This is a genomic window from Bradyrhizobium sp. CCGB20, from assembly GCF_024199855.1.
Taxonomy (GTDB): Bacteria; Pseudomonadota; Alphaproteobacteria; order Rhizobiales; family Xanthobacteraceae; genus Bradyrhizobium.
This window is the reverse complement of sequence record NZ_JANADN010000001.1, coordinates 880,869-899,708: the sequence shown is the minus strand read 5'-3', so window position 1 is coordinate 899,708 and position 18,840 is coordinate 880,869. Positions and strand designations below refer to the sequence as shown.

At 64.9% G+C, this 18,840-nt stretch carries 17 protein-coding genes; 8 read left to right on the top strand and 9 right to left on the bottom strand.

Annotation, left to right across the window (positions count from 1 at the left end; genetic code table 11):
- The first annotated feature begins 161 nt into the window (after positions 1 to 161).
- The gene (locus NLM15_RS04200) at positions 162 to 3,674 is read left to right on the top strand and encodes a PAS domain-containing hybrid sensor histidine kinase/response regulator (RefSeq protein WP_254115497.1); all 3,513 of its coding nucleotides are present in this window, start codon (positions 162 to 164) and stop codon (positions 3,672 to 3,674) included.
- A gap of 7 nt (positions 3,675 to 3,681) precedes the next feature.
- Here the strand turns inward: NLM15_RS04200 and NLM15_RS04195 are convergent, their stop codons facing one another.
- The 4 genes from NLM15_RS04195 to NLM15_RS04180 form a co-directional block, all read right to left on the bottom strand.
- The gene (locus tag NLM15_RS04195; RefSeq protein WP_254115489.1) at positions 3,682 to 4,506 is read right to left on the bottom strand and encodes an SDR family NAD(P)-dependent oxidoreductase; all 825 of its coding nucleotides are present in this window, start codon (positions 4,504 to 4,506) and stop codon (positions 3,682 to 3,684) included.
- Positions 4,507 to 4,523: 17 nt separating this feature from the next.
- Entirely contained in the window at positions 4,524 to 5,087 is a 564-nt protein-coding gene (locus NLM15_RS04190; protein WP_254115486.1) for a cytochrome P460 family protein, read from the bottom strand.
- A gap of 71 nt (positions 5,088 to 5,158) precedes the next feature.
- Positions 5,159 to 6,190, bottom strand: coding sequence for an alpha/beta fold hydrolase (locus NLM15_RS04185; RefSeq protein ID WP_254115485.1), 1,032 nt, complete (start codon positions 6,188 to 6,190; stop codon positions 5,159 to 5,161).
- Between the two features lie 40 nt (positions 6,191 to 6,230).
- Positions 6,231 to 6,650, bottom strand: coding sequence for an organic hydroperoxide resistance protein (locus NLM15_RS04180; RefSeq protein ID WP_254124141.1), 420 nt, complete (start codon positions 6,648 to 6,650; stop codon positions 6,231 to 6,233).
- A 198-nt stretch (positions 6,651 to 6,848) separates the two neighbouring features.
- On the opposite strand from NLM15_RS04180, the gene NLM15_RS04175 reads away from it, so the two are divergent.
- Complete coding sequence (locus NLM15_RS04175) at positions 6,849 to 9,689, top strand: winged helix-turn-helix domain-containing protein (protein WP_254115479.1); 2,841 nt, start codon at positions 6,849 to 6,851, stop codon at positions 9,687 to 9,689.
- Between the two features lie 35 nt (positions 9,690 to 9,724).
- Here NLM15_RS04175 and NLM15_RS04170 read toward each other — a convergent pair whose 3' ends face one another.
- Positions 9,725 to 11,752 carry a DUF3857 domain-containing protein gene (locus NLM15_RS04170; RefSeq protein WP_254115477.1) on the bottom strand — a complete coding sequence of 676 codons (2,028 nt, stop codon included), beginning with the start codon at positions 11,750 to 11,752 and terminating at the stop codon, positions 9,725 to 9,727.
- Between the two features lie 126 nt (positions 11,753 to 11,878).
- Positions 11,879 to 12,550, bottom strand: a complete 672-nt coding sequence (locus NLM15_RS04165) for a response regulator transcription factor (RefSeq protein WP_212485604.1) — start codon at positions 12,548 to 12,550, stop codon at positions 11,879 to 11,881.
- A 342-nt stretch (positions 12,551 to 12,892) separates the two neighbouring features.
- On the opposite strand from NLM15_RS04165, the gene NLM15_RS04160 reads away from it, so the two are divergent.
- Positions 12,893 to 14,518, top strand: coding sequence for an MFS transporter (locus NLM15_RS04160; protein WP_254115475.1), 1,626 nt, complete (start codon positions 12,893 to 12,895; stop codon positions 14,516 to 14,518).
- A 128-nt stretch (positions 14,519 to 14,646) separates the two neighbouring features.
- Here NLM15_RS04160 and NLM15_RS04155 read toward each other — a convergent pair whose 3' ends face one another.
- The 3 genes from NLM15_RS04155 to NLM15_RS04145 all read right to left on the bottom strand — a co-directional run bounded on the left by NLM15_RS04155 (position 14,647) and on the right by NLM15_RS04145 (position 16,071).
- The gene (locus NLM15_RS04155; RefSeq protein ID WP_254115473.1) at positions 14,647 to 15,120 is read right to left on the bottom strand and encodes a secondary thiamine-phosphate synthase enzyme YjbQ; all 474 of its coding nucleotides are present in this window, start codon (positions 15,118 to 15,120) and stop codon (positions 14,647 to 14,649) included.
- Between the two features lie 132 nt (positions 15,121 to 15,252).
- Positions 15,253 to 15,789 (bottom strand): hypothetical protein, encoded by a 537-nt coding sequence (locus tag NLM15_RS04150; protein WP_254115471.1) that lies wholly within the window; start codon positions 15,787 to 15,789, stop codon positions 15,253 to 15,255.
- A gap of 66 nt (positions 15,790 to 15,855) precedes the next feature.
- A complete protein-coding gene (locus tag NLM15_RS04145; RefSeq protein ID WP_254115469.1) occupies positions 15,856 to 16,071 on the bottom strand; it encodes a hypothetical protein in 216 nt (71 codons plus the stop codon).
- Between the two features lie 75 nt (positions 16,072 to 16,146).
- Here NLM15_RS04145 and NLM15_RS04140 point away from each other — a divergent pair, with 75 nt between their 5' ends.
- The 5 genes from NLM15_RS04140 (at position 16,147) to NLM15_RS04120 (ending at position 18,791) form a co-directional block, all read left to right on the top strand.
- The gene (locus NLM15_RS04140; protein WP_254115461.1) at positions 16,147 to 16,521 is read left to right on the top strand and encodes an AtpZ/AtpI family protein; all 375 of its coding nucleotides are present in this window, start codon (positions 16,147 to 16,149) and stop codon (positions 16,519 to 16,521) included.
- A 112-nt stretch (positions 16,522 to 16,633) separates the two neighbouring features.
- A complete protein-coding gene (locus NLM15_RS04135) occupies positions 16,634 to 17,383 on the top strand; it encodes a F0F1 ATP synthase subunit A (protein ID WP_007605089.1) in 750 nt (249 codons plus the stop codon).
- Between the two features lie 53 nt (positions 17,384 to 17,436).
- Positions 17,437 to 17,667 carry a F0F1 ATP synthase subunit C gene (locus NLM15_RS04130; RefSeq protein ID WP_007599451.1) on the top strand — a complete coding sequence of 77 codons (231 nt, stop codon included), beginning with the start codon at positions 17,437 to 17,439 and terminating at the stop codon, positions 17,665 to 17,667.
- Positions 17,668 to 17,733: 66 nt separating this feature from the next.
- Complete coding sequence (locus NLM15_RS04125) at positions 17,734 to 18,300, top strand: F0F1 ATP synthase subunit B (RefSeq protein WP_254115459.1); 567 nt, start codon at positions 17,734 to 17,736, stop codon at positions 18,298 to 18,300.
- A gap of 5 nt (positions 18,301 to 18,305) precedes the next feature.
- The gene (locus tag NLM15_RS04120; RefSeq protein ID WP_254115457.1) at positions 18,306 to 18,791 is read left to right on the top strand and encodes an ATP F0F1 synthase subunit B; all 486 of its coding nucleotides are present in this window, start codon (positions 18,306 to 18,308) and stop codon (positions 18,789 to 18,791) included.
- Positions 18,792 to 18,840: the final 49 nt, after the last annotated feature.

Below are 18,840 nucleotides of genomic sequence, written 5' to 3'. Positions count from 1 at the left end.
CTCTCTCCGCAGGCCCGCGAACGTCCGCTCGCGCCTTAACGACAACCCCAGTTCCCGCCGCCGCACGGCATTTCGCTGTCGCCTGCACCGGCCCAACGCGCTAGATTTGCAGGGAAAATGAGAGCGGGCGCCGCCAGCGCCCAGGGAGAAGCACGCTCGCCATGCTGCACGACTGGGGCGTGATCGTTGCCGCCTTCGGCTATATCGGCTTCCTGTTCGCGGTGGCGAGCCATGGCGACCGCCGCTCGCTGGTCGGGCGCGGCCGCGCGTCCGGGCTGATCTATCCGCTGTCAATGGCGATCTATTGCACCTCCTGGACCTTCTTCGGCTCGGTCGGCTTCGCCACCCGCACCTCGACCGACTTCCTCGCCATCTATGTCGGCCCGATCCTGATGATCGGGCTCGGCGCCGGTGTCCTGCGTCGCGTGATCCAGCTCGCGAAGGCCCACAACATCACCTCGATCGCCGATTTCATCGGCGCGCGCTACGGCAAGAGCCAGGCGGTGGCGGCCACCGTGGCGCTGATCGCGATCATCGGCTCGGTGCCCTACATCGCTCTCCAGCTCAAGGCGGTCGCCTCCTCGCTGGAAACGATCCTGAGCGAGGACCAGGCCTTCTCCCATATCCCGATCCTCGGCGACATGGCGCTGATGGTGACGCTGGCGATGGCCGCCTTCGCGGTGCTGTTCGGCACGCGGCAGACCGACGCCACCGAGCACCAGCACGGCCTGATGCTGGCGGTCGCGACCGAATCCATCATCAAGCTGGTCGCTTTCCTCACCGCGGGCATCTTCGTCACCTTCTGGATGTTCTCGCCGCACGAATTGATCGAGCGCGCGATGAAGACGCCGGAGGCGGTGCGCGCCATCAACTATACGCCGTCGATCGGCAACTTCCTGACCATGACGCTACTGTCGCTGTGCGCGATCATGCTGCTGCCGCGCCAGTTCCACGTCAGCGTGGTGGAGAATTCCTCGGACGCCGAGGTCAGCCGCGCGCGCTGGCTGTTTCCGCTCTATCTCGTCGCCATCAATGTGTTCGTGATCCCGATCGCGCTCGCCGGCCTGGTCACCTTCCCGTTCGGCGCGGCGGACCCGGATATGTACGTGCTGGCGCTGCCGATGGAGGGCGGCGCGGATCTGCTCAGCGTCGCCATCTTCGTCGGCGGCCTGTCCGCGGCGACCGCGATGGTGATCGTCGAATGCGTCGCGCTCTCCATCATGGTCTCGAACGACCTCGTGGTGCCGCTGGTGCTGCAACGGCGGCCGGAGGGGCGGACCGGCGGTGCCGATTTCAGCGACTTCCTGCTGCGCTCGCGCCGGCTCGCGATCTTCGCCATCATGGTGCTGGCCTATTTCTACTATCGCGCGCTCGGCAACACCCAGCTGGCGGCGATCGGCCTGCTCTCCTTTGCCGCCATCGCCCAGCTCGCGCCAAGCTTCTTCGGCGGGCTGTTGTGGCGGCGCGCCACCGCGCGCGGCGCGATCGGCGGTATGCTGGTCGGGTTCGCGGTGTGGCTCTATACGCTGTTCATCCCGAGCTTCATGGACTCCTCGACGGCGGGCATCATGCTGCTCCAGCACGGCCCGTTCGGCATCGAGGCGCTACGCCCGCAGGCGCTGTTCGGCGCCGACCTGCCGCCGCTGATGCACGGCGTGATCTGGTCGCTGTCGCTCAACATCCTGACCTATGTGCTGCTGTCGCTGGCGCGCCGGCCGTCTTCGATCGAACTGGTGCAGGCCGATCTGTTCGTGCCCAACACGCTCGCGCCGATCTCCCCGAGCTTTCGACGCTGGCGCACCACCGTCACCGTGCAGGACATCCAGACCACGGTCGCGCAATATCTCGGGCCCGACCGCGCCCGGCATTCGTTCGAAGCGTTTTCGGCCCGGCGCAATGTACGGCTGGAGTCCGGGGCGCCCGCCGATTTCGAGCTGCTGCAGCATGCGGAGCACCTGATCGCCTCTTCGATCGGCGCTGCCTCCTCGCGCCTCGTGATGTCGCTGCTGCTGCGCAAGCGGACGGTTTCGGCGAAGGCGGCGCTGAAACTGCTCGACGATTCCCACGCGGCGCTGCATTTCAACCGCGAGATCCTCCAGACCGCGCTCAACCATGTCCGCCAGGGCATCGCGGTGTTCGATGCCGATCTGCAACTGATCTGCTCCAACCGGCAGTTCGGCGATCTCCTGAACGTGCCGCCGCATTTCATCCAGTTCGGCACGCCGCTACGTGAGATCCTGGAATTCATGGGTGTGAGCGAGCCGGACGATCCGGCCGAGCGCGAAGCCGTGCTGGAGCAGCGGCTTGCGGCCTACACCACCGACAGCGAGCCCTATCTCGAGCGCCTGCCGGAACGCCACATGGTGATCGAGGTGCTCACCAACCGGATGCCCGGCGGCGGCTTCGTCATCACCTTCACCGATGTCACGCCCACGTTCGAGGCGGCCGAAGCGCTGGAGCGCGCCAATGCGACGCTCGAAAAGCGGGTACGCGACCGCACCGAGGAGCTGACCCGGCTGAATTCCGAGCTGGCGCTGGCCAAGAGCGCGGCCGAAGACGCCAGCATCTCCAAGACGCGCTTCCTGGCGGCAGCCAGCCACGACATCCTCCAGCCCCTGAACGCGGCGCGGCTCTATGTCACGAGCCTGGTCGAGCGCCAGCACAGCGGCGAGGAGACGCGGCTGGTCGAGAACATCGACGAATCGCTCCAGGCGATCGAGGAGATCCTCGGCGCACTGCTCGACATCTCCAGGCTCGACGCCGGCGCCATGACGACCTCGACCTCGAGCTTCAAGATGGCGGATCTGATGCGCTCGCTGGAGATCGAGTTCGCGCCGATCGCACGCGCCAAGAACCTGGAGCTGGCCTTCGTGCCTTGCTCGCTGCCGGTCGAGTCCGATCGGCTCTTGCTGCGGCGCCTGCTCCAGAACCTGATCTCCAACGCGATCAAATACACCCCGCGCGGACGCGTGCTGGTCGGCTGCCGCCGCCAGGGCCCGTCACTCAGGATCTGCGTCTACGACACCGGTGTCGGCATTCCGCCGGTCAAGCGCGGCGAGATCTTCAAGGAATTCCACCGCCTCGAGCAGGGCGCGCGGATCGCCCGCGGCCTCGGCCTTGGCCTGTCGATCGTCGAACGCCTGGCGCGCGTGCTCAAGCACGGCATCGCCATCGACGGCAATAAGAGCGGCGGCTCGGTGTTCTCGGTGACGGTGCCGACGGCGAAGGCGATCACCCACACCGCGGCCGTGACCAGCGCGACGCCGCTGGCGCGCACGCCGATCTCCGGCGCCCTGATCGTCTGCATCGAGAACGACGCCGCGATCCTCGACGGCATGCGAACACTGCTGAAGGCCTGGGACGCCGAGGTGATCGCGGTCGCCGACCCCGAAGGCGCGATCGCCGCGATCGAAACGGCCGGCCGGCGCGTCACCGGCCTCCTGGTCGACTATCATCTCGACCGCGGCAACGGCATTGCCGCCATCCGCGACATCCGCCGCCGCTTTGGCGACGGCATTCCTGCGATCCTCATCACCGCCGACCGCAGCCCCGCCGTGCAGGTCGCCGCGCGCGAGGAAAAGATCGCGGTGCTCAACAAGCCGGTGAAGCCGGCCTCGCTGCGCGCCCTGCTCGGCCAGTGGCGCACGCAGCAGATGGTGGTGGCCGCGGAATGAGACGCGGTCAGTAGTCGGTCGAGACGCTCAGCGCGCGCCACCTCTCGAGCTCTTCGAGGCGTTGCCGGTCCGTCGCCGCGATGGCATTCACGGCGTCGCTGCCGAGCGCGATCCGGAGCGGCGGATGATCCATGTCGACGAGCTTCAACACGACGGTCGCAGCCTTCGCCGGGTCACCCGGCTGGCGGCCGTCGTAATCCCGCTGCATCCTGACGGCAGCGCCAACCACCGCATCGTATTCCGCGCGGCCTTCACCGGTCGCATGCGCGGCCTGCGCAAACCCGGTACGGAAGCCGCCGGGTTCGACGATCGTCACGTGCACGCCGATCAGCGCCATCTCGCGCGCCAGCGATTCCGAAAAGCCTTCGATGCCCCATTTTGCAGCCGAATAGGCCGCGCGTGCGGGGGCTCCGATCCGCCCGCCGACGGATGAGAACTGCACGATATGCCCGCGGCGCTGCCGGCGCAGCACGGGGATCGCCGCTTTCGTGACGATGATGGTGCCGAGCAGATTGACCTCGATCTGCTGACGGAACGAGGCAAGGCTCGTGTCCTCGACCGATCCGAGATCGCCATATCCGGCATTGTTCACGACCACATCGACGCCGCCGAATGCATCCACGGCGAGGTCAATGGCCGCTTGCGCCGCGACCTCGTCGGTCACGTCGAGCGTTGCGAGCCGCAGGCTTGCACCGAAGCGTTCGCGCAGCGCTTCGAGCGGCTTGATGTCCCGCGCCGTCGCAACCACGCGGTCTCCCGCCGCGAGCGCCGCTTCCGTGATGGCGCGGCCGAGCCCGCGCGAGCTGCCGCTGATGAACCAGATCTTCGACATGATGCGCTCCGTGCGGCTCACGGCGCGAGCCGCGTGAAGACGTAGTCGCGGCTCTTGGCGCGGGCTTCGTGACAGCCCCAACAGGTGCGATGCTGGGCCTCGTCGACCGGCTTGCCGTTGATGAAGCGGCCAAAGCCCCAGCCGCCGGTCGAGGCGTATTTTTTGGAATCCTTGACCATCACCTGGACCGTGGTGGCGGCACCGGGAATCGTCGCGGACGCAAACTCGGGCGACTGCTTCCGCTTCCAGGCGCGCTTGACCAGAACGGTACCGTCCGGGAACGGAAGCTTGCCGGCCTGATAGGCATCGATCGCGGTCTGGTTGCCGACGACGGCGCGAAGCTCGTCCAGGGGCGCCGCCTCCTCGGCCGGTGCGATCAGCTCCCACTGCTTGTAGCCGGCGGGAATCGTGACACCGAAGATTGGTGAGGCATCGGCCGTTGCGCGCTCCGCGGACGTCTGCGCAAAGACGATCGTGGCGAGGTATGGCACGCAAGTCAGCACAACGACGAGGAGGACCACGGCAAGAATGATCACCGTGGAGAATGCGAACTTCTTCTTTTCAGGTTCAGTTGGGGTCATGATTTTTCAACAAGCTCGGATCGACGGATGATCCCCGGTCCAGCCAGGCTGGACCGGGGCAGACAAAATCCTCAGGCGCCGCCGTCGGCGTCGATGACGGCCTTGGCAAAGGCTTGCGGCGCTTCCTGCGGCAGATTGTGTCCGATGCCGCCGGTGATCAGGCGGAAGTCGTACCGGCCGGAGAACCTCTTGGCGTAGGCACTCGGCTCGGGATGCGGCGCGCCATTGGCGTCGCCTTCCATCGTGATCGTCGGCACGCTGATGACGGGGGTTTCGGCCAGCTTCTTTTCGATATGCTCGTATTTGGCTTCGCCCTTGGCGAGCCCGAGCCGCCAGCGGTAATTGTGGATCGTGATCGCGACATGATCCTTGTTGTCGAGCGCCGCGGCACTCCGGTTGAAGGTGGCGTCGTCGAACTTCCACTGCGGCGAGGCGAGCTTCCAGATCAGCTTGGCGAAATCGTGCGTGTATTTCTCGTATCCGGCGCGGCCGCGCTCGGTCGCGAAGTAGAACTGGTACCACCATTGCAACTCGGCAGACGGCGGCAGCGGCGCGTTGCCGGCGGCCTGGCTGGAGATCAGATAGCCGCTGACCGACACCAATGCGCGGCAGCGATCCGGCCACAACGCGGCGATGACGTCGGCCGTGCGTGCGCCCCAGTCGAAGCCGGCGACGACCGCCTTCTTGATTTCGAGCTTGTCCATCAGCGCGATGATGTCGACGGCCATTGCGGCAGGCTCGCCGTTGCGCGGCGTCTCGCTGGAGAGGAATTGCGTGGTGCCATAGCCGCGCAGGTAGGGGATGATCACGCGATAGCCGGCCTTTGCCAGGATCGGCGCGACGTCGACGAAGGCGTGAATGTCGTAGGGCCAGCCGTGCAGCAGGATCGCCACCGGGCCGTTCGAGGGACCCGCTTCCGCATAGCCGACGTTGAGGACGCCGGCATCGATCTGCTTGATCGCGCCGAAGGACGCGTTCGATGCCTGGGAGCGCGGCGCGTCCGTCTCCGCGCGGGCGACGTCGATCGCGCCGAGTCCGACGGCGACGGTTCCCGCGGCGATGCCGAAAAACTTGCGACGATGCTGGTCGATAATCTGTTTCATGATGATGTTACCTTGTTGATGGTTGGGAGGATGCGGTGCGTCAGATCAGCGCAACCGTGACGTCGATGTTGCCGCGAACGGCCTTGGAATAGGGGCAGGTCTGATGCGCGTCATCGATGATGCCGCGCGCGATCTCGGGGTCGAGGCCCGGCAGGCTGACATTGAGGCGTGCCCGGAGCGAATAAGCGTTCTCGTCGAGCACGAGATCGATCTCCGCATCGACCGCGCATTTCCTGGGAAGATCGATCTTCCGCTTGCGCGCGGCTTTTTCCATCGCGCCTTCGAAGCAGGCCGACCAGCCCGCCGCGAATAATTGCTCGGGATTGGTGCCGACGCCTGCGCCGCCGGGCGGCGAGAGCCGCACATCAAGCCGGCCGTCCGAGCTGCGGGACGTGCCGTCCTGGCGTCCGCCGCTGGTGTGAGTGCGCGCCGTGTAAAGTATTTTTGCCGCTTGCGTCATGAAGGTCTCCTTGCCGTCGCGCATTTGATTATCAGCGGCCGCCGCAGGACACCCGTTGTGACTTGTGAGAAGTTGTGAGGCCTCGGCTTACAGTCCCTCACGAGGCCTGCATCTGCGGTCTGATGCCGATGCAGGGACGGCCTTGCCGGATCGCCATCATCTGGCTATCGGGTCCTGTGAAAGGACCAAGAATCCGCCATGATCGAGCCGGCCGGCACCGCAACGGGAACCCTGTCGTTCGGGCCGTTCACCGTGACTCCTCACGAAAGACTCGTGACGCGCGACGGCGTGGCGCTGCCGCTCGGCGCGAAAGCCTTCGACACGCTGATCGCGCTGATGTCGCGGCCGAACCAGGTCGTCGGTAAATGGGATCTGATGGCGCTGGTGTGGCCCGGCGTCACCGTCGAAGAAGCCAATCTGCGCTTTCAGGTCGCAGCGCTTCGCAAGGCGCTCGGCGACGGCAAGGACGGCGCCCGCTACATCACGACTCTGTCAGGCCGCGGCTATTGCTTCGTGGCGCCGATCGCGCAGAGAGAAATCCAGGCAGAGCGGCGCCCCACGCCGCGAGCGGAATTGCCGCCCGTAAAACTACCTAACCGTTTGCAACGGATGGTCGGACGCGACGATGTCGTCGCCGCGGTCTCGGACAGGCTCATCTCGTCGCGCTTCGTGACGATCGTCGGCCCCGGCGGCGTCGGCAAGACTGCCGTTGCGGTGGCGATCGCGCACGATCTGCTCGAGACCTTCTCCGACGCAGCACACTTTGTTGATCTTGCTGCTCTGAGCGATCCCGACCTCGTGATCACCTCGATCCTGCTGATGCTGGGCTTGCCGGCGCAGACCGACGATCCCCTGCCCGCGCTGCTCACCCATCTCCGCGACAAGCGGATGCTGCTGATCCTGGACAATTGCGAACATGTCGTCGCCGCCGCGGCGCCGCTGGCAGCAGAAATCTTCCACGCCGCGCCGAATGTTCACATCCTCGCAACGAGCCGCGAAGCCCTGCGCGTCGAGGGCGAGCAGGTCTATCGGTTGGCGCCGCTGGCCGTTCCACCCGACAATCCCGGACTGACCGCGGCCACCGCGCAGAGCTATCCCGCGCTACAACTCTTCCTCGAACGTGCCATGGCCGGCGGCGCGCAGATCGCGCTGGACGATGCCAATGCCACGATCGTCGCCGGGATCTGCCGCAAGCTCGACGGCATGGCGCTGGCAATCGAGCTCGCCGCCGGCCGGGTCGAGGCTTACGGCCTGGAACAAACAGCCGCATTGCTGGACGAACGCCTCAATCTGCTCTGGCAGGGCCAGCGCACCGCGCCGCCGCGGCAAAAGACGTTGCAGGCGACGCTGGACTGGAGCTACGGGCTCCTGTCCGATACAGAGCGCCTCGTGCTGCGGCGGCTTGCCGTCTTCGCCGGTCACTTCACCATCGACGCCGCGCTCGAGATCGTGCCGGACGAACGCGTCGACCGCTCGCGCCTGTTCGATGCCATCGACAGCCTGGTCGCCAAGTCGATGGTCGCGCCGCGGCCGATCGGCGCCATGATGCGCTACCGTCTGCTCGACACGACGCGCGCCTATCTGTTCGAGATCGAGCCGAACGAGACCGCGCTCGCTGGCCGCCACGCAACCTACTACCGGCGATGGCTGGAGCAGGCCGGCACGACGTGGGCGACGGTGCCGAGCGCCGACGAACGCGCGATCCATTTCTCCGCGCTTCACAACGTGCGCGCCGCGCTGGAGTGGTGCTTCGGCACGGAGGGCGATGTCGGCATCGGCATTGCGCTCGCCGCCGCGGCAGCTCCCATCTTTCTCGCGATGTCGCTGCTGATCGAATGCCGGCGCTGGTCGGAGCGGGCGCTGCTCGCCCTTGATCCGCCCGCGCGCGGCAGCGCCGAGGAGATGCACATCCAGGCCGCCCTCGGACTGACCTTGATGTTCACGCGCGGCGGCAGCGAAGCTGCGCGTGCCGCCCTGAGCCGGAGCCTTGCGATCGCCGAAGCGCGCGGCGACGCGCCGAACCAGCTCCAGCTGCTCGGCCGCATGCACATCTTCCACGAGCGGATGGGACAGTTCGACGCCGCGCTCGGTTACGCACAGCAGAGCCTTGTGGTTGCCGAGACGCTCGGCGATGCCGCCTCCATCGCGCTCGCCCGTTCGCTGCTGGGCGTCTCCTTGCATCTGGCCGGCGAGCATCGCGACGCACTGGGCATGCTGGAGGCCGCCTGGCACGGGCCGGGCACGGAGCGGATCAGCACGGTCTACGGCTTCGATCACCGCAACCGGGCCGGCATCTCGCTCGCGCGCGAGCTTTGGCTACAGGGACGACCAGCGGAGGCGCGGCAGCTGGCGCTGCAGACGGTCACCGAGGCCGCGCAGATGGACCACCCGATCACGCTCTGCATCGCGCTGATCTGGGCGGTCTCGATCGATCTCTGGGGTGGAGATCTCGACGGTGCGGAAGAGAACATCGACCGCTTCATCGCCCACGCCGAATTGCGCTCGATGGGCCCTTATCTCGCGGTCGGCCGAGGCGTCAAAGGCGAGCTGGCGATCCGGCGCGGCGATGCCGCGGGCGGCGTCGAGACGATACGGGGCTGTCTGCGCGAGCTCCACGACGCCGGCTACGAGCTACTCACCACGACGTTCAACATCGCACTTGTGCATGGCTTGTTGGCGCTCGGGCAGATCGAGCAGAGCGCGCGGCTGATCGACGACGCGATCCGCCTCGTCGAGCAAGGCGGCGATCATCTCTACATGCCCGAGCTGCTGCGCATGAAGGGCAAGGTCCTCTTGTCGCCACCGCAGCCCGAGGCTGAGCAGGCAGAAGCCCATTTCAGGCAATCACTGGAATTGAGCCGCCGCAAAGGCGCGAAGGCCTGGGAGCTGCGGACCGCGATCGATCTCGCCCAGCTACTCTCCAAACGCGGTTGCCGCGAGGAAGCGGAGCGACTGGTTCAATCGGCCCTCGAAGGTTTTGCCGAGGGCTCAGAGACGGCGGATATCAGGATGGCCAACGAGCTTCTGGAGAACAAATAGGCCGTACCAGACCCGGCACATCCGCCTCTGCGTGGTCAATGATGAAAGAAGTAGAATGCACGCAGGAGGTAAAAGAGCACAAATACGCCCCAGAGGCTGCCTGCCACCCACCGGATTGCAAGAATGGCCCAGCCGCGCGCGCCCATGTTCGGCCGTATCCTGCCGAATAGTTCGGATCCCTCGATCAACAGCAAGTTCTCTTGAAGCTTCTTGGCGACCTCGTTGTACGCTTCCATCCCGGCGGCCGGCAAAGACCATCCATGAATCGTCAGTTCGCGGTAGCTGGTCATGACCAGCCCGCGAACCATAAGGCGATCAACGAAATTGATATTGCGTGCCTCCAGATTGCGCGACCAGCCGTCACCAAGCCAGCGGCGCGGCATGTTCAATCTCAGCATGTTGGTGATCTTGCGCGGCCGCGCGAGGAAGATGTCTGCCTCGCGGCGCGACTGAACCAGCGGATGAAGCTCGCGGTTCGTCGCCATGTCCGCAACGGCAAATACCAGCGGCGCGCCTGCGCTGCCCGGCTGCCAGCCGCTTGGAATCGTGAGCTTCAGCACGACCGTAATCGTGTTACGGGCGCGATCGTCGTGGACCTCGGCTGGCGCCGCCTTGGTCACTCCAGGCCAAACGGATTGCCATTCCTTCAGCATGGCGTCGACGTAGCCGCCGGTGCCTTCATTGGCGAACCGGTTGCGCATCCCGTCGGCATACCAGGACGTGAAGTCGATCGTTCGGTCCACGGTGGCGGGCGAGTCGCGCCTTGGGCCCAGCGCGATCTCGTCCTCCCAATGAACGATCTGGACCGGCTCTTCGCTTCCCATCCGTTCCAGCTCGGCCGTCTCCTGCGTGAGCGGCAATCCCCAGCCGGGATGCGGCTGATAGATGTCCTGCAAGCGGCCGCACTGCATCGGCAGCGTCGGGTCGAGCCAATAGCTCCGCCCGTCGAGCCGCAGACGCGCGATGCAATGATTGAAGACAGCTGCGCTCGGGAGGAAATCCTTGAGCGCGTAGCCATGGGTCGTCGAGACCAGTGCGGCGCAGGCATCGAGGCCCAGCCGGCGTGCGCCCGCCACATAGAGTGTCGATGCATCCTTGCAATCACCGAAGCGCGTGCTCCAGATGGTCTCGACCGGCCGAGGCGTCAGTCCACCCTCACCGACGGAGAAAGCAAAGTAGCGGAGCTCCCGCTGCACGAAGCGCAACCATTCGGCCGCTCTCTCGCTCGGCTCGTCGTATTCCCGCGCGATGCGGTCGATTTCCTGAGCAAGCGCGTCGGGAAGACCATCCGCCTCGTAATGGGGTGATAGCAGCGAAGCCACCTCGTTCCAGCTTTCGAACTCACTCAATTGCAGCGAGGGGTTCAGAAGAACCCATGGCGGCGTGATGTCCTCCGGCTCGCTGCGCTTCTGGCCGATCAGCTGCCATCGCAGATCCTCGATCCCGTCGGTCGCGCTGACTTGCGACTGCGGCGGATCGTTGAAGCTCTTGAAGCTGACATTGCGCGCGATCGGCCGGCGCAAGCGCTGGCGCATCTCATAGAACGGATTGGCGCGATCAAAATTGATCCACGACTGATATTTGCCCTTCAGGACCGGCACGCCGCCGTAGATCGTGAGGCTGAACTCCACGATGTCGTCGATCCGCACATCGGGTACCAGCAGCGACACGGTCAGGTGTCCGTCGAACACCAAACGTTCGAGATTGCTCTCCCGACGCAGGATCTGGAAGGCCTCGGGCCGAGCATGTTCGATGCGCTCGGCTCCGCGGACGACGCGAATGAAATGCACTTCGAGGCGCTGATAGCCGGGGTCGAAGTCCACCACGAAATGCGCCACCCGCTCGGCGCCCTCGCGGGTCAGCACGCGGTGGGCGGCCCGGTAATGCCAGGCGACGGTGTTCGTGCTCAGATCGGTTTGAATATCGCACAGCAGGCGGCACGCGCCGCTCGCTATGCAGGAGACTTCCGTGTCAGGGATTGGAAAGCGATAGGGTTGGTGATCCACCCACTCCGGCACCAGCGCGCAATCAACGAGATCGCGCGCATTCCATTCCAACCCCACGCCCCTGCTCCGACACGACATTCCATTCGACGCGGAGGTTGTATCAAATGAATGTCGCAACGCAACACGCGCGACGCGAGATTCCCTGCAAGACATGGATTTGACGAAACAGGCCGAACACGGCCTTCACCCCGTCGGGGTGCCCTGCTTCCACTGGCCGCCGGCGATCTTGGCCGCCGCGATCACGGCCTGCGTGCGGCTCTCGACGCCGAGCTTTTGCAGGATCGCCGAGACATGCGCCTTGATGGTGGCTTCGGAGACGCCGAGTTCATAGGCGATCTGCTTGTTGAGGAGGCCCTCCGACAACATCATCAAGACCCGGACCTGTTGTGGGGTCAACGTCACCAGGCGGTCGCGCAGGCGCGTCATGTCGGGGTCGGCGGCGGCCGACAGGTCGGTGTCGGCGGGAACCCAGACGTCACCCTCCATCACCTTGAGGATCGCATCGCGCAAGGTCTCGACGCCGAATCGCTTCGGGATGAAACCGGAGGCGCCGAAATCGAGGGAGCGGCGGATCGTGGCGCTGTCGTCGGAGGCCGAGACGATCACCACCGGGATGGCAGGGTATTGCGCACGCAGATAGATCAGGCCGGAAAAGCCGGAGATCCCGGGCATCGAGAGGTCGAGCAGCACCAGATCGACGTCGGATGTCTGTTCCAGGAACTTTGTGAGATCCTCGAACGATCCGGCCTCGTCGATCCTGGCCGAGGTCAGGACGCCCGCCACCGCTTGCCGCAATGCATCGCGGAACAGCGGATGGTCATCGGCAATGACGAGATGGGTCGAAGGAGCGCTCATCGTTCTCTTGCTGGCATTCACACCGGGCCAGTAAGCCGGCCCGGGGCCTTGGTCAATTCTTTCCCGCCCAGACGTGGCATGCAAGTGGGCATTATCCCTTTGCGGGAATGGGGTTAACCCACGGTCTAGCGCGATCGTGCCGGATTGCAGGCCCGCTGTGTCAGGTGCGCGTCAGTGCGCAAGGCCGAAAGTCGTATTGGGGCGGGTTTCACGCCGATGTTACCTTGCGGGCAAGACCTGGGTTGATCCGGCATGACCGGACATCCGGGGCGCGAGGAAACGCATTTCGGGGAGCGACTCAACATGTCGACAATGGCTGTGTCTCAGACAGGCGCGGGAGGAATGACGAAGGACGAACGATTCGTCATTCTCGCCTCCTCGCTCGGTACCGTCTTCGAGTGGTACGATTTCTACCTCTACGGTTCGCTGGCCGGCATCATCGGCGCGCAGTTCTTCTCGGCCTATCCGCCGGCAACCCGCGACATCTTCGCGCTGCTGGCCTTCGCCGCGGGCTTCCTGGTCCGTCCGTTCGGCGCGATCGTGTTCGGCCGCGTCGGCGATATCGTCGGCCGCAAATACACCTTCCTCGTCACCATCCTGATCATGGGCCTGTCGACCTTCATCGTCGGCCTGCTGCCCAATGCGGCGACCATCGGCATCGCGGCCCCGATCATCCTGATCGCGCTGCGTCTCGCCCAAGGCCTGGCGCTCGGCGGTGAGTATGGCGGTGCGGCGACCTACGTCGCGGAGCATGCGCCGAACGGCAAGCGCGGCTACTACACCTCCTTCATCCAGACGACGGCGACGCTCGGCCTGTTCCTGTCGCTGCTGGTGATCCTGTTCACCCGCACCGCGACCGGCGAAGCCGATTTCGCGGCCTGGGGCTGGCGCATTCCGTTCCTGGTCTCGGTGCTGCTGCTTGGCATCTCGGTCTGGATCCGTCTCCGCCTCAACGAATCCCCGATCTTCCAGAAGATGAAGGACGAGGGGAAGAGCTCGAAGGCGCCGCTGACGGAAGCCTTCGGCAACTGGCAGAACGGCAAGCTGGTGCTGCTCGCGCTGCTCGGCGGCGTGATGGGCCAGGGCGTGGTCTGGTACACCGGCCAGTTCTACGCGCTGTTCTTCCTGCAATCGATCCTGAAGGTCGACGGATACACCGCCAACCTGCTGATCGCCTGGTCGCTGCTGCTCGGCACCGGCTTCTTCATCGTGTTCGGCGTGCTCTCCGACAAGATCGGCCGCAAGCCGATCATCCTCGGCGGCTGTCTGATCGCGGCGCTGACCTTCTTCCCGATCTTCAAGATGATCACCACCAACGCCAACCCGGCGCTGGAAAAGGCGATCGAATCGGTCAAGGTCGACGTGGTGGCGGATCCCGCAGGCTGCGGCGACCTGTTCAACCCGGTCGGCACCCGCGTCTTTAGCGCGCCTTGCGACACCGCACGTGCCTACCTGTCGCAATCGTCGGTCAAGTACACGACCTCTCCCGGCGCGGCCGGCTCCGGCGTGAAGGTGATGGTCAACGGCAAGGAAGTTGCCTACGCCAACGCCAAGGACGGTAATCCGGCGCTCCTCGCCGCCGTGCAGGCAGCGGGCTATCCGAAGCCGGGCGATGCGGGCATCGTGAAGATGTCGCATCCGTTCGACATCTTCCGTCCGCAGGTGGCCGCGGTCGTCGGGCTGCTGTTCATCCTGGTGATCTTCGTCACCATGGTGTACGGCCCGATCGCCGCGATGCTGGTCGAACTGTTCCCGACCCGCATCCGCTACACCTCGATGTCGCTGCCCTACCACATCGGCAACGGCTGGTTCGGCGGCCTCCTGCCCGCGACGGCCTTCGCCATCGTGGCCTCGACCGGCGATATCTACGCTGGTCTCTGGTATCCGGTCATCTTCGCATCGATTACCGTCGTGATCGGCTTCTTCTTCCTGCCCGAGACCAAGGACGTCGACATCAAGGCGACCTGATCGACGGCACCGATCGACACCACGAACCGGCCGCGGTCTCCGCGGCCGGTTTTGTTTTGCGAGCTAGAGCTTCTTGCCTTGACGCGTTTTCTTCACGCGAACCGGTATCCACTTCGCTCGAAAGCGCTCTACTGATTGCTGCCTATGAATTGCAGCACGATTTCGCGCCGGTGCGGGCGCTTGCGGTGCTCAATCAGATAAATCGCCTGCCAGGTGCCGAGCGCGAGCTTGCCGTTCAGGACGGGGACCTGAAGCGAGGCCCCCGTCAGCATCGTCTTGATATGCGCGGGCATATCGTCGGGCCCTTCGGTGTCGTGGGTCCAGCCGGCATCTTCCGGCGCGAGCCGCGACAGTGCCGTGGTGAGATCGACCAGCACGGACGGGTCGGCGTTCTCCTGGATCGTCAGCGACGCCGAGGTGTGACGGATGAACAGCGTCAGCGCGCCGTCGCGCGCGTGAACCTCATTGGTGAACTTCGCAGCTTCGCTGGTGAGATCGGTGAAGCCGCGGCCAGGCGTCTGCACGGTGAGCAGCGACGATGCGATGGTGGTGGCTTGCACCGACGTTGGCGCCGAGCGCGTGATGGATTTGGCCGATGTCATCGAATTCTCTCAACTCGGGAAGCTGCCGTAGGGTGGGCAAAGGCGCGTAGCGCCGTGCCCACCATCTCGATTCCATTACATGAATTGGTGGACACGCTTCGCTTTGCCCACCCTACGACAGCTCGTCACGCGCTAAATCTTCCCCGATACGTCCTTCTGCACGCGGTTGGCCATGTCGATCAGCCGGCGCCAGGCCTTTTCCAGGAACGACATCACGCGATCGACATCCTGGTCGCTCGGGAGCGGGATCTCGATCTTGCGGTCACCCTCGGCGGCCTTTGGTTCTCGCGCTTGCGGCTCCGGCTTCTTGAGCGGATCGGATTTCGGTAGCGCCTCGCCGATCTTGCCCGACACCGTCGGCCCCGCCGCGAGCTGCCCCTTCAGCTTCTCGACCTCGGCCTGGAGCCGGCCGATCTCGGCGTCGAGCGCGGTACGCTCGTCGGGCACCGCATAGCAGGCCCAGCCGGCGCCGTTCCTGGCGCAGGTCGATACCGTGCCGGTGCGGGTGTCGAGCCGCAGCACGCCTTCGGGGATGGGCGTCATGCTGTAGCGGCCGTTTTCGCTGTCGGGCGCGGGCTGTGCGGCAGCCAGGCCGCCGCTGATGGTCATCGCGCCGGCGAATACCGCCGCTGCGAGCCATGATGCTGTGGATGAATTCGCCGGTCTCATCGCGCTCTCCACCATGGCGCTGCTGCTTCCCCTCAAATTCTACACCCCGGCGAGGCAATCTGCCGCCTAAAACGCGCCACCGGTATCAACGATCGCGGCAATCGCTTTGATCCCGTCAGCAGGGCGAAATGGCGGTCGTATTCGCCGATCATGAGGAGAGCTGCTGCGGTGCGGCGTCACGCTGTGTGCAGCGCTGCCGCGCGTGCCAATATCATCAAACAAATCAGTCACATAACAGAAAGCGACGCAATCGTGACTTGGCTTGACTTGATTATGGGCCATCAGTATGGTCCGCGCGGCTTTTGAGGGTGGCGGGCGTAATTTCCATTCAGCCGCGGCGTTTCGGGTCTTCGTTGCATGACACAGGGCACGGGGCACGGCGAGAATGGAGATCGCGATAGATCGCCCGAGGAAGCTGCGCTTTCCGAACGGCTCGGAAATCTAGATCAACGGTTGTCCGAATTCCGGGACCGACGGATCAAGACCGAGCAACCCGCAGGTGACGGTGAAGACAGAGCGGCCAGAGCCTCGGCGATGGCGCTTGGCTTCAGGTTATCCTCCGAGTTGGTCGCCGGTGTCGTCGTCGGAGCGGGGATTGGCTGGGGGTTCGACCGCTTGCTGTCGACGTCGCCTTTCGGATTTATCGTGTTCCTGCTGCTGGGCTTCGTGGCCGGCGTGGTGAACGTGGTGAGAACGGCAGGCGCGGGTCAAAACAGGCGCGATGGTTCCTAAGCGATCCGCACCAAGAGAGGAATGATCGTACCGGCCTTGCCGGTACGGGCCGGCCCGGCCGGCAGACCGAGACCCGCCGGCATTGCCCGGCAGACCAAGAGATGCCGCGCTGATGAAAATCGACCCGATCCACCAGTTCAACATCGAGCCTCTCTTCACCCTGGGCCATATCGGCAATCACACGATCGCCTTCACCAATTCGTCGCTCTACATGCTGGTGGCGGTCGCGATCATCTCGATCCTGATGCTCGCCAGCGGCACGCAGCTGGTTCCCGGGCGCCTCCAGTCGGTCGCCGAGATCTCCTACGAATTCGTCGCCTCGACCATCCGCTCGACGGCCGGCGCGGAAGGCATGAAGTTCTTCCCGCTGATCTTCTCGCTGTTCATGTTCATCTGCGTCTCGAACCTGGTCGGCATCATCCCCTACACCTTCACGATCTCGAGCCATCTGATCGTGACGGCAGCGCTTGCGCTTTTGGTCTTCTTCACCGTCCTGATCTACGGCGTCGCCAAGAACGGCCTGAAGTTCTTCTCGATCTTCGTGCCGCACGGCGTCCCCGGCTACATCCTGCCGCTGGTGATGTTCATCGAGATCCTGTCGTTCTTCCTGCGGCCGGTCTCCCACAGCGTCCGTCTGTTCGCCAACATGCTGGCCGGCCACATCGCGCTGAAGGTGTTCGCGGGCTTCGTCGCCATGCTCGGCTTCTCGCTCGGCGCCCTCGGCTGGGTCGGCGGCGTGCTGCCGCTGGCCCTCACGGTCGCGCTGTACGCGCTCGAGATTCTGGTCGCGTTCCTGCAAGCCTATGTGTTTGCGATCCTGACCTGCATCTACCTCAACGACGCCATTCATCCGGGACACTGAGCGGTCCGGGGAATTTCCACCCACAACCCAATCTTTCTTCCAAGGAGTCTAAAATGGATCCGGCAGCAGCAAAACTTATCGGCGCGGGCATCGCGTGCATCGGCATGGGCGGCGCGGGCGTCGGCGTGGGCGTGATCTTCGGCAACTACCTCGCCGCAGCCGTTCGCAACCCCTCGGCCGCTCAGGGCCAGTTCGGCAACCTGATCTTCGGCTTCGCCGTGACCGAAGCGCTCGGCATTTTCTCGCTGCTGATCGCGCTGCTGCTGCTGTTCGTTCCGCTCTGAGGACGACGTTTTTCGCGCCGTTCCATTCCATTGGAACGGCGCGTGTGACCGCAACAGGAGAACTCCGTGGCTGAAAGTCATGGCGGCGCAAAAGGTCCGGCGGCGGGCGCTCACACCGAGGCTGACGGTGGTCACCACGGTGGCGGGTTTCCGCCGTTCGAGAGCAGCAATTACGCTTCACAGCTGGTGTCGCTCGCGATCTTCTTCGTCCTGCTTTACGTGATCGTGTCCAAGCTCGCTCTGCCGCGCGTCGGCGGTGCGATCGAGGCACGTCAGAACAAGATCGAGGGTGACCTCGCCGAAGCGCAGAAGCTGAAGGATCAGTCCGACGCGGCGCTGAAGGCCTATGAGAGCGAGCTCGCTTCGGCGCGCACGCGCGCACAGGCGATCGGCAACGAATCCCGCGACAAGGCGAATGCGCAGGCGGAAGCCGAGCGCAAGGCGCTGGAAGAACAATTGGCGGCCAAGCTCGCCGAGGCGGAGAAGACCATCGCCTCGACCCGCGCCACCGCCATGAGCAACGTCCGCGGCATCGCGGCCGATGCGGCAGGTCAGATCGTGCAGCAGCTCACCGGTGTCGTTCCCGACGCTGGGTCGGTCAATGCCGCGGTCGATGCGTCCCTGAAAGGTTAGTCGAGATGTTCTTCGATCCTGAAACCTGGGTCGCCATCGCCTTCGTGATCCTGATGGTCGTGTTCGGCTATCTCGGGGTCTTCAAGTCGGCGATGACGGCGCTGGATCATCGTGCCGCCCGCATCAAGGCCGAGCTCGACGACGCGACGCGCCTCAAGCAGGAAGCGGCCAAGGTGCTCGCCGACTACAAGGCGCGCAGTGCCACGGCCGAGCGCGAGGCTGCCGACATCATCGCCAACGCCAAGTCCGAAGCCGAGCGCATCGCGACCGAGGCCAAGGCGAAGATGGAAGACTTCGTCGCCCGCCGCACCAAGACCGCGGAGAGCAAGATCGCGCTCGCCGAGGCCCAGGCGCTGGCCGATGTTCGCGCCGCAGCCGCGGAAGCCGCCGTCCAGGCCGCCTCCACGATCCTGTCGCAGTCGGTCAAGGGTCAGGTCGCCGACGATCTGCTCGCCAAGGGCATCACCGAGGTCCGGCAGAAGCTGAACTGAGGGTTTCGCCTTCATCAATCAAAAAGCCGGCGCGATGAGCGCCGGCTTT

What these genes read in the sequence shown, in the direction of transcription:
- NLM15_RS04200 (WP_254115497.1), top strand. Translation starts at nt 162, where the DNA reads ATGCTGCACGACTGGGGCGTGATCGTTGCCGCCTTCGGCTATATCGGC.
- NLM15_RS04195 (WP_254115489.1), bottom strand. Translation starts at nt 4,506, where the DNA reads ATGTCGAAGATCTGGTTCATCAGCGGCAGCTCGCGCGGGCTCGGCCGC.
- NLM15_RS04190 (WP_254115486.1), bottom strand. Translation starts at nt 5,087, where the DNA reads ATGACCCCAACTGAACCTGAAAAGAAGAAGTTCGCATTCTCCACGGTG.
- NLM15_RS04185 (WP_254115485.1), bottom strand. Translation starts at nt 6,190, where the DNA reads ATGAAACAGATTATCGACCAGCATCGTCGCAAGTTTTTCGGCATCGCC.
- NLM15_RS04180 (WP_254124141.1), bottom strand. Translation starts at nt 6,650, where the DNA reads ATGACGCAAGCGGCAAAAATACTTTACACGGCGCGCACTCACACCAGC.
- NLM15_RS04175 (WP_254115479.1), top strand. Translation starts at nt 6,849, where the DNA reads ATGATCGAGCCGGCCGGCACCGCAACGGGAACCCTGTCGTTCGGGCCG.
- NLM15_RS04165 (WP_212485604.1), bottom strand. Translation starts at nt 12,550, where the DNA reads ATGAGCGCTCCTTCGACCCATCTCGTCATTGCCGATGACCATCCGCTG.
- NLM15_RS04160 (WP_254115475.1), top strand. Translation starts at nt 12,893, where the DNA reads ATGACGAAGGACGAACGATTCGTCATTCTCGCCTCCTCGCTCGGTACC.
- NLM15_RS04155 (WP_254115473.1), bottom strand. Translation starts at nt 15,120, where the DNA reads ATGACATCGGCCAAATCCATCACGCGCTCGGCGCCAACGTCGGTGCAA.
- NLM15_RS04150 (WP_254115471.1), bottom strand. Translation starts at nt 15,789, where the DNA reads ATGAGACCGGCGAATTCATCCACAGCATCATGGCTCGCAGCGGCGGTA.
- NLM15_RS04145 (WP_254115469.1), bottom strand. Translation starts at nt 16,071, where the DNA reads ATGGCCCATAATCAAGTCAAGCCAAGTCACGATTGCGTCGCTTTCTGT.
- NLM15_RS04140 (WP_254115461.1), top strand. Translation starts at nt 16,147, where the DNA reads ATGACACAGGGCACGGGGCACGGCGAGAATGGAGATCGCGATAGATCG.
- NLM15_RS04135 (WP_007605089.1), top strand. Translation starts at nt 16,634, where the DNA reads ATGAAAATCGACCCGATCCACCAGTTCAACATCGAGCCTCTCTTCACC.
- NLM15_RS04130 (WP_007599451.1), top strand. Translation starts at nt 17,437, where the DNA reads ATGGATCCGGCAGCAGCAAAACTTATCGGCGCGGGCATCGCGTGCATC.
- NLM15_RS04120 (WP_254115457.1), top strand. Translation starts at nt 18,306, where the DNA reads ATGTTCTTCGATCCTGAAACCTGGGTCGCCATCGCCTTCGTGATCCTG.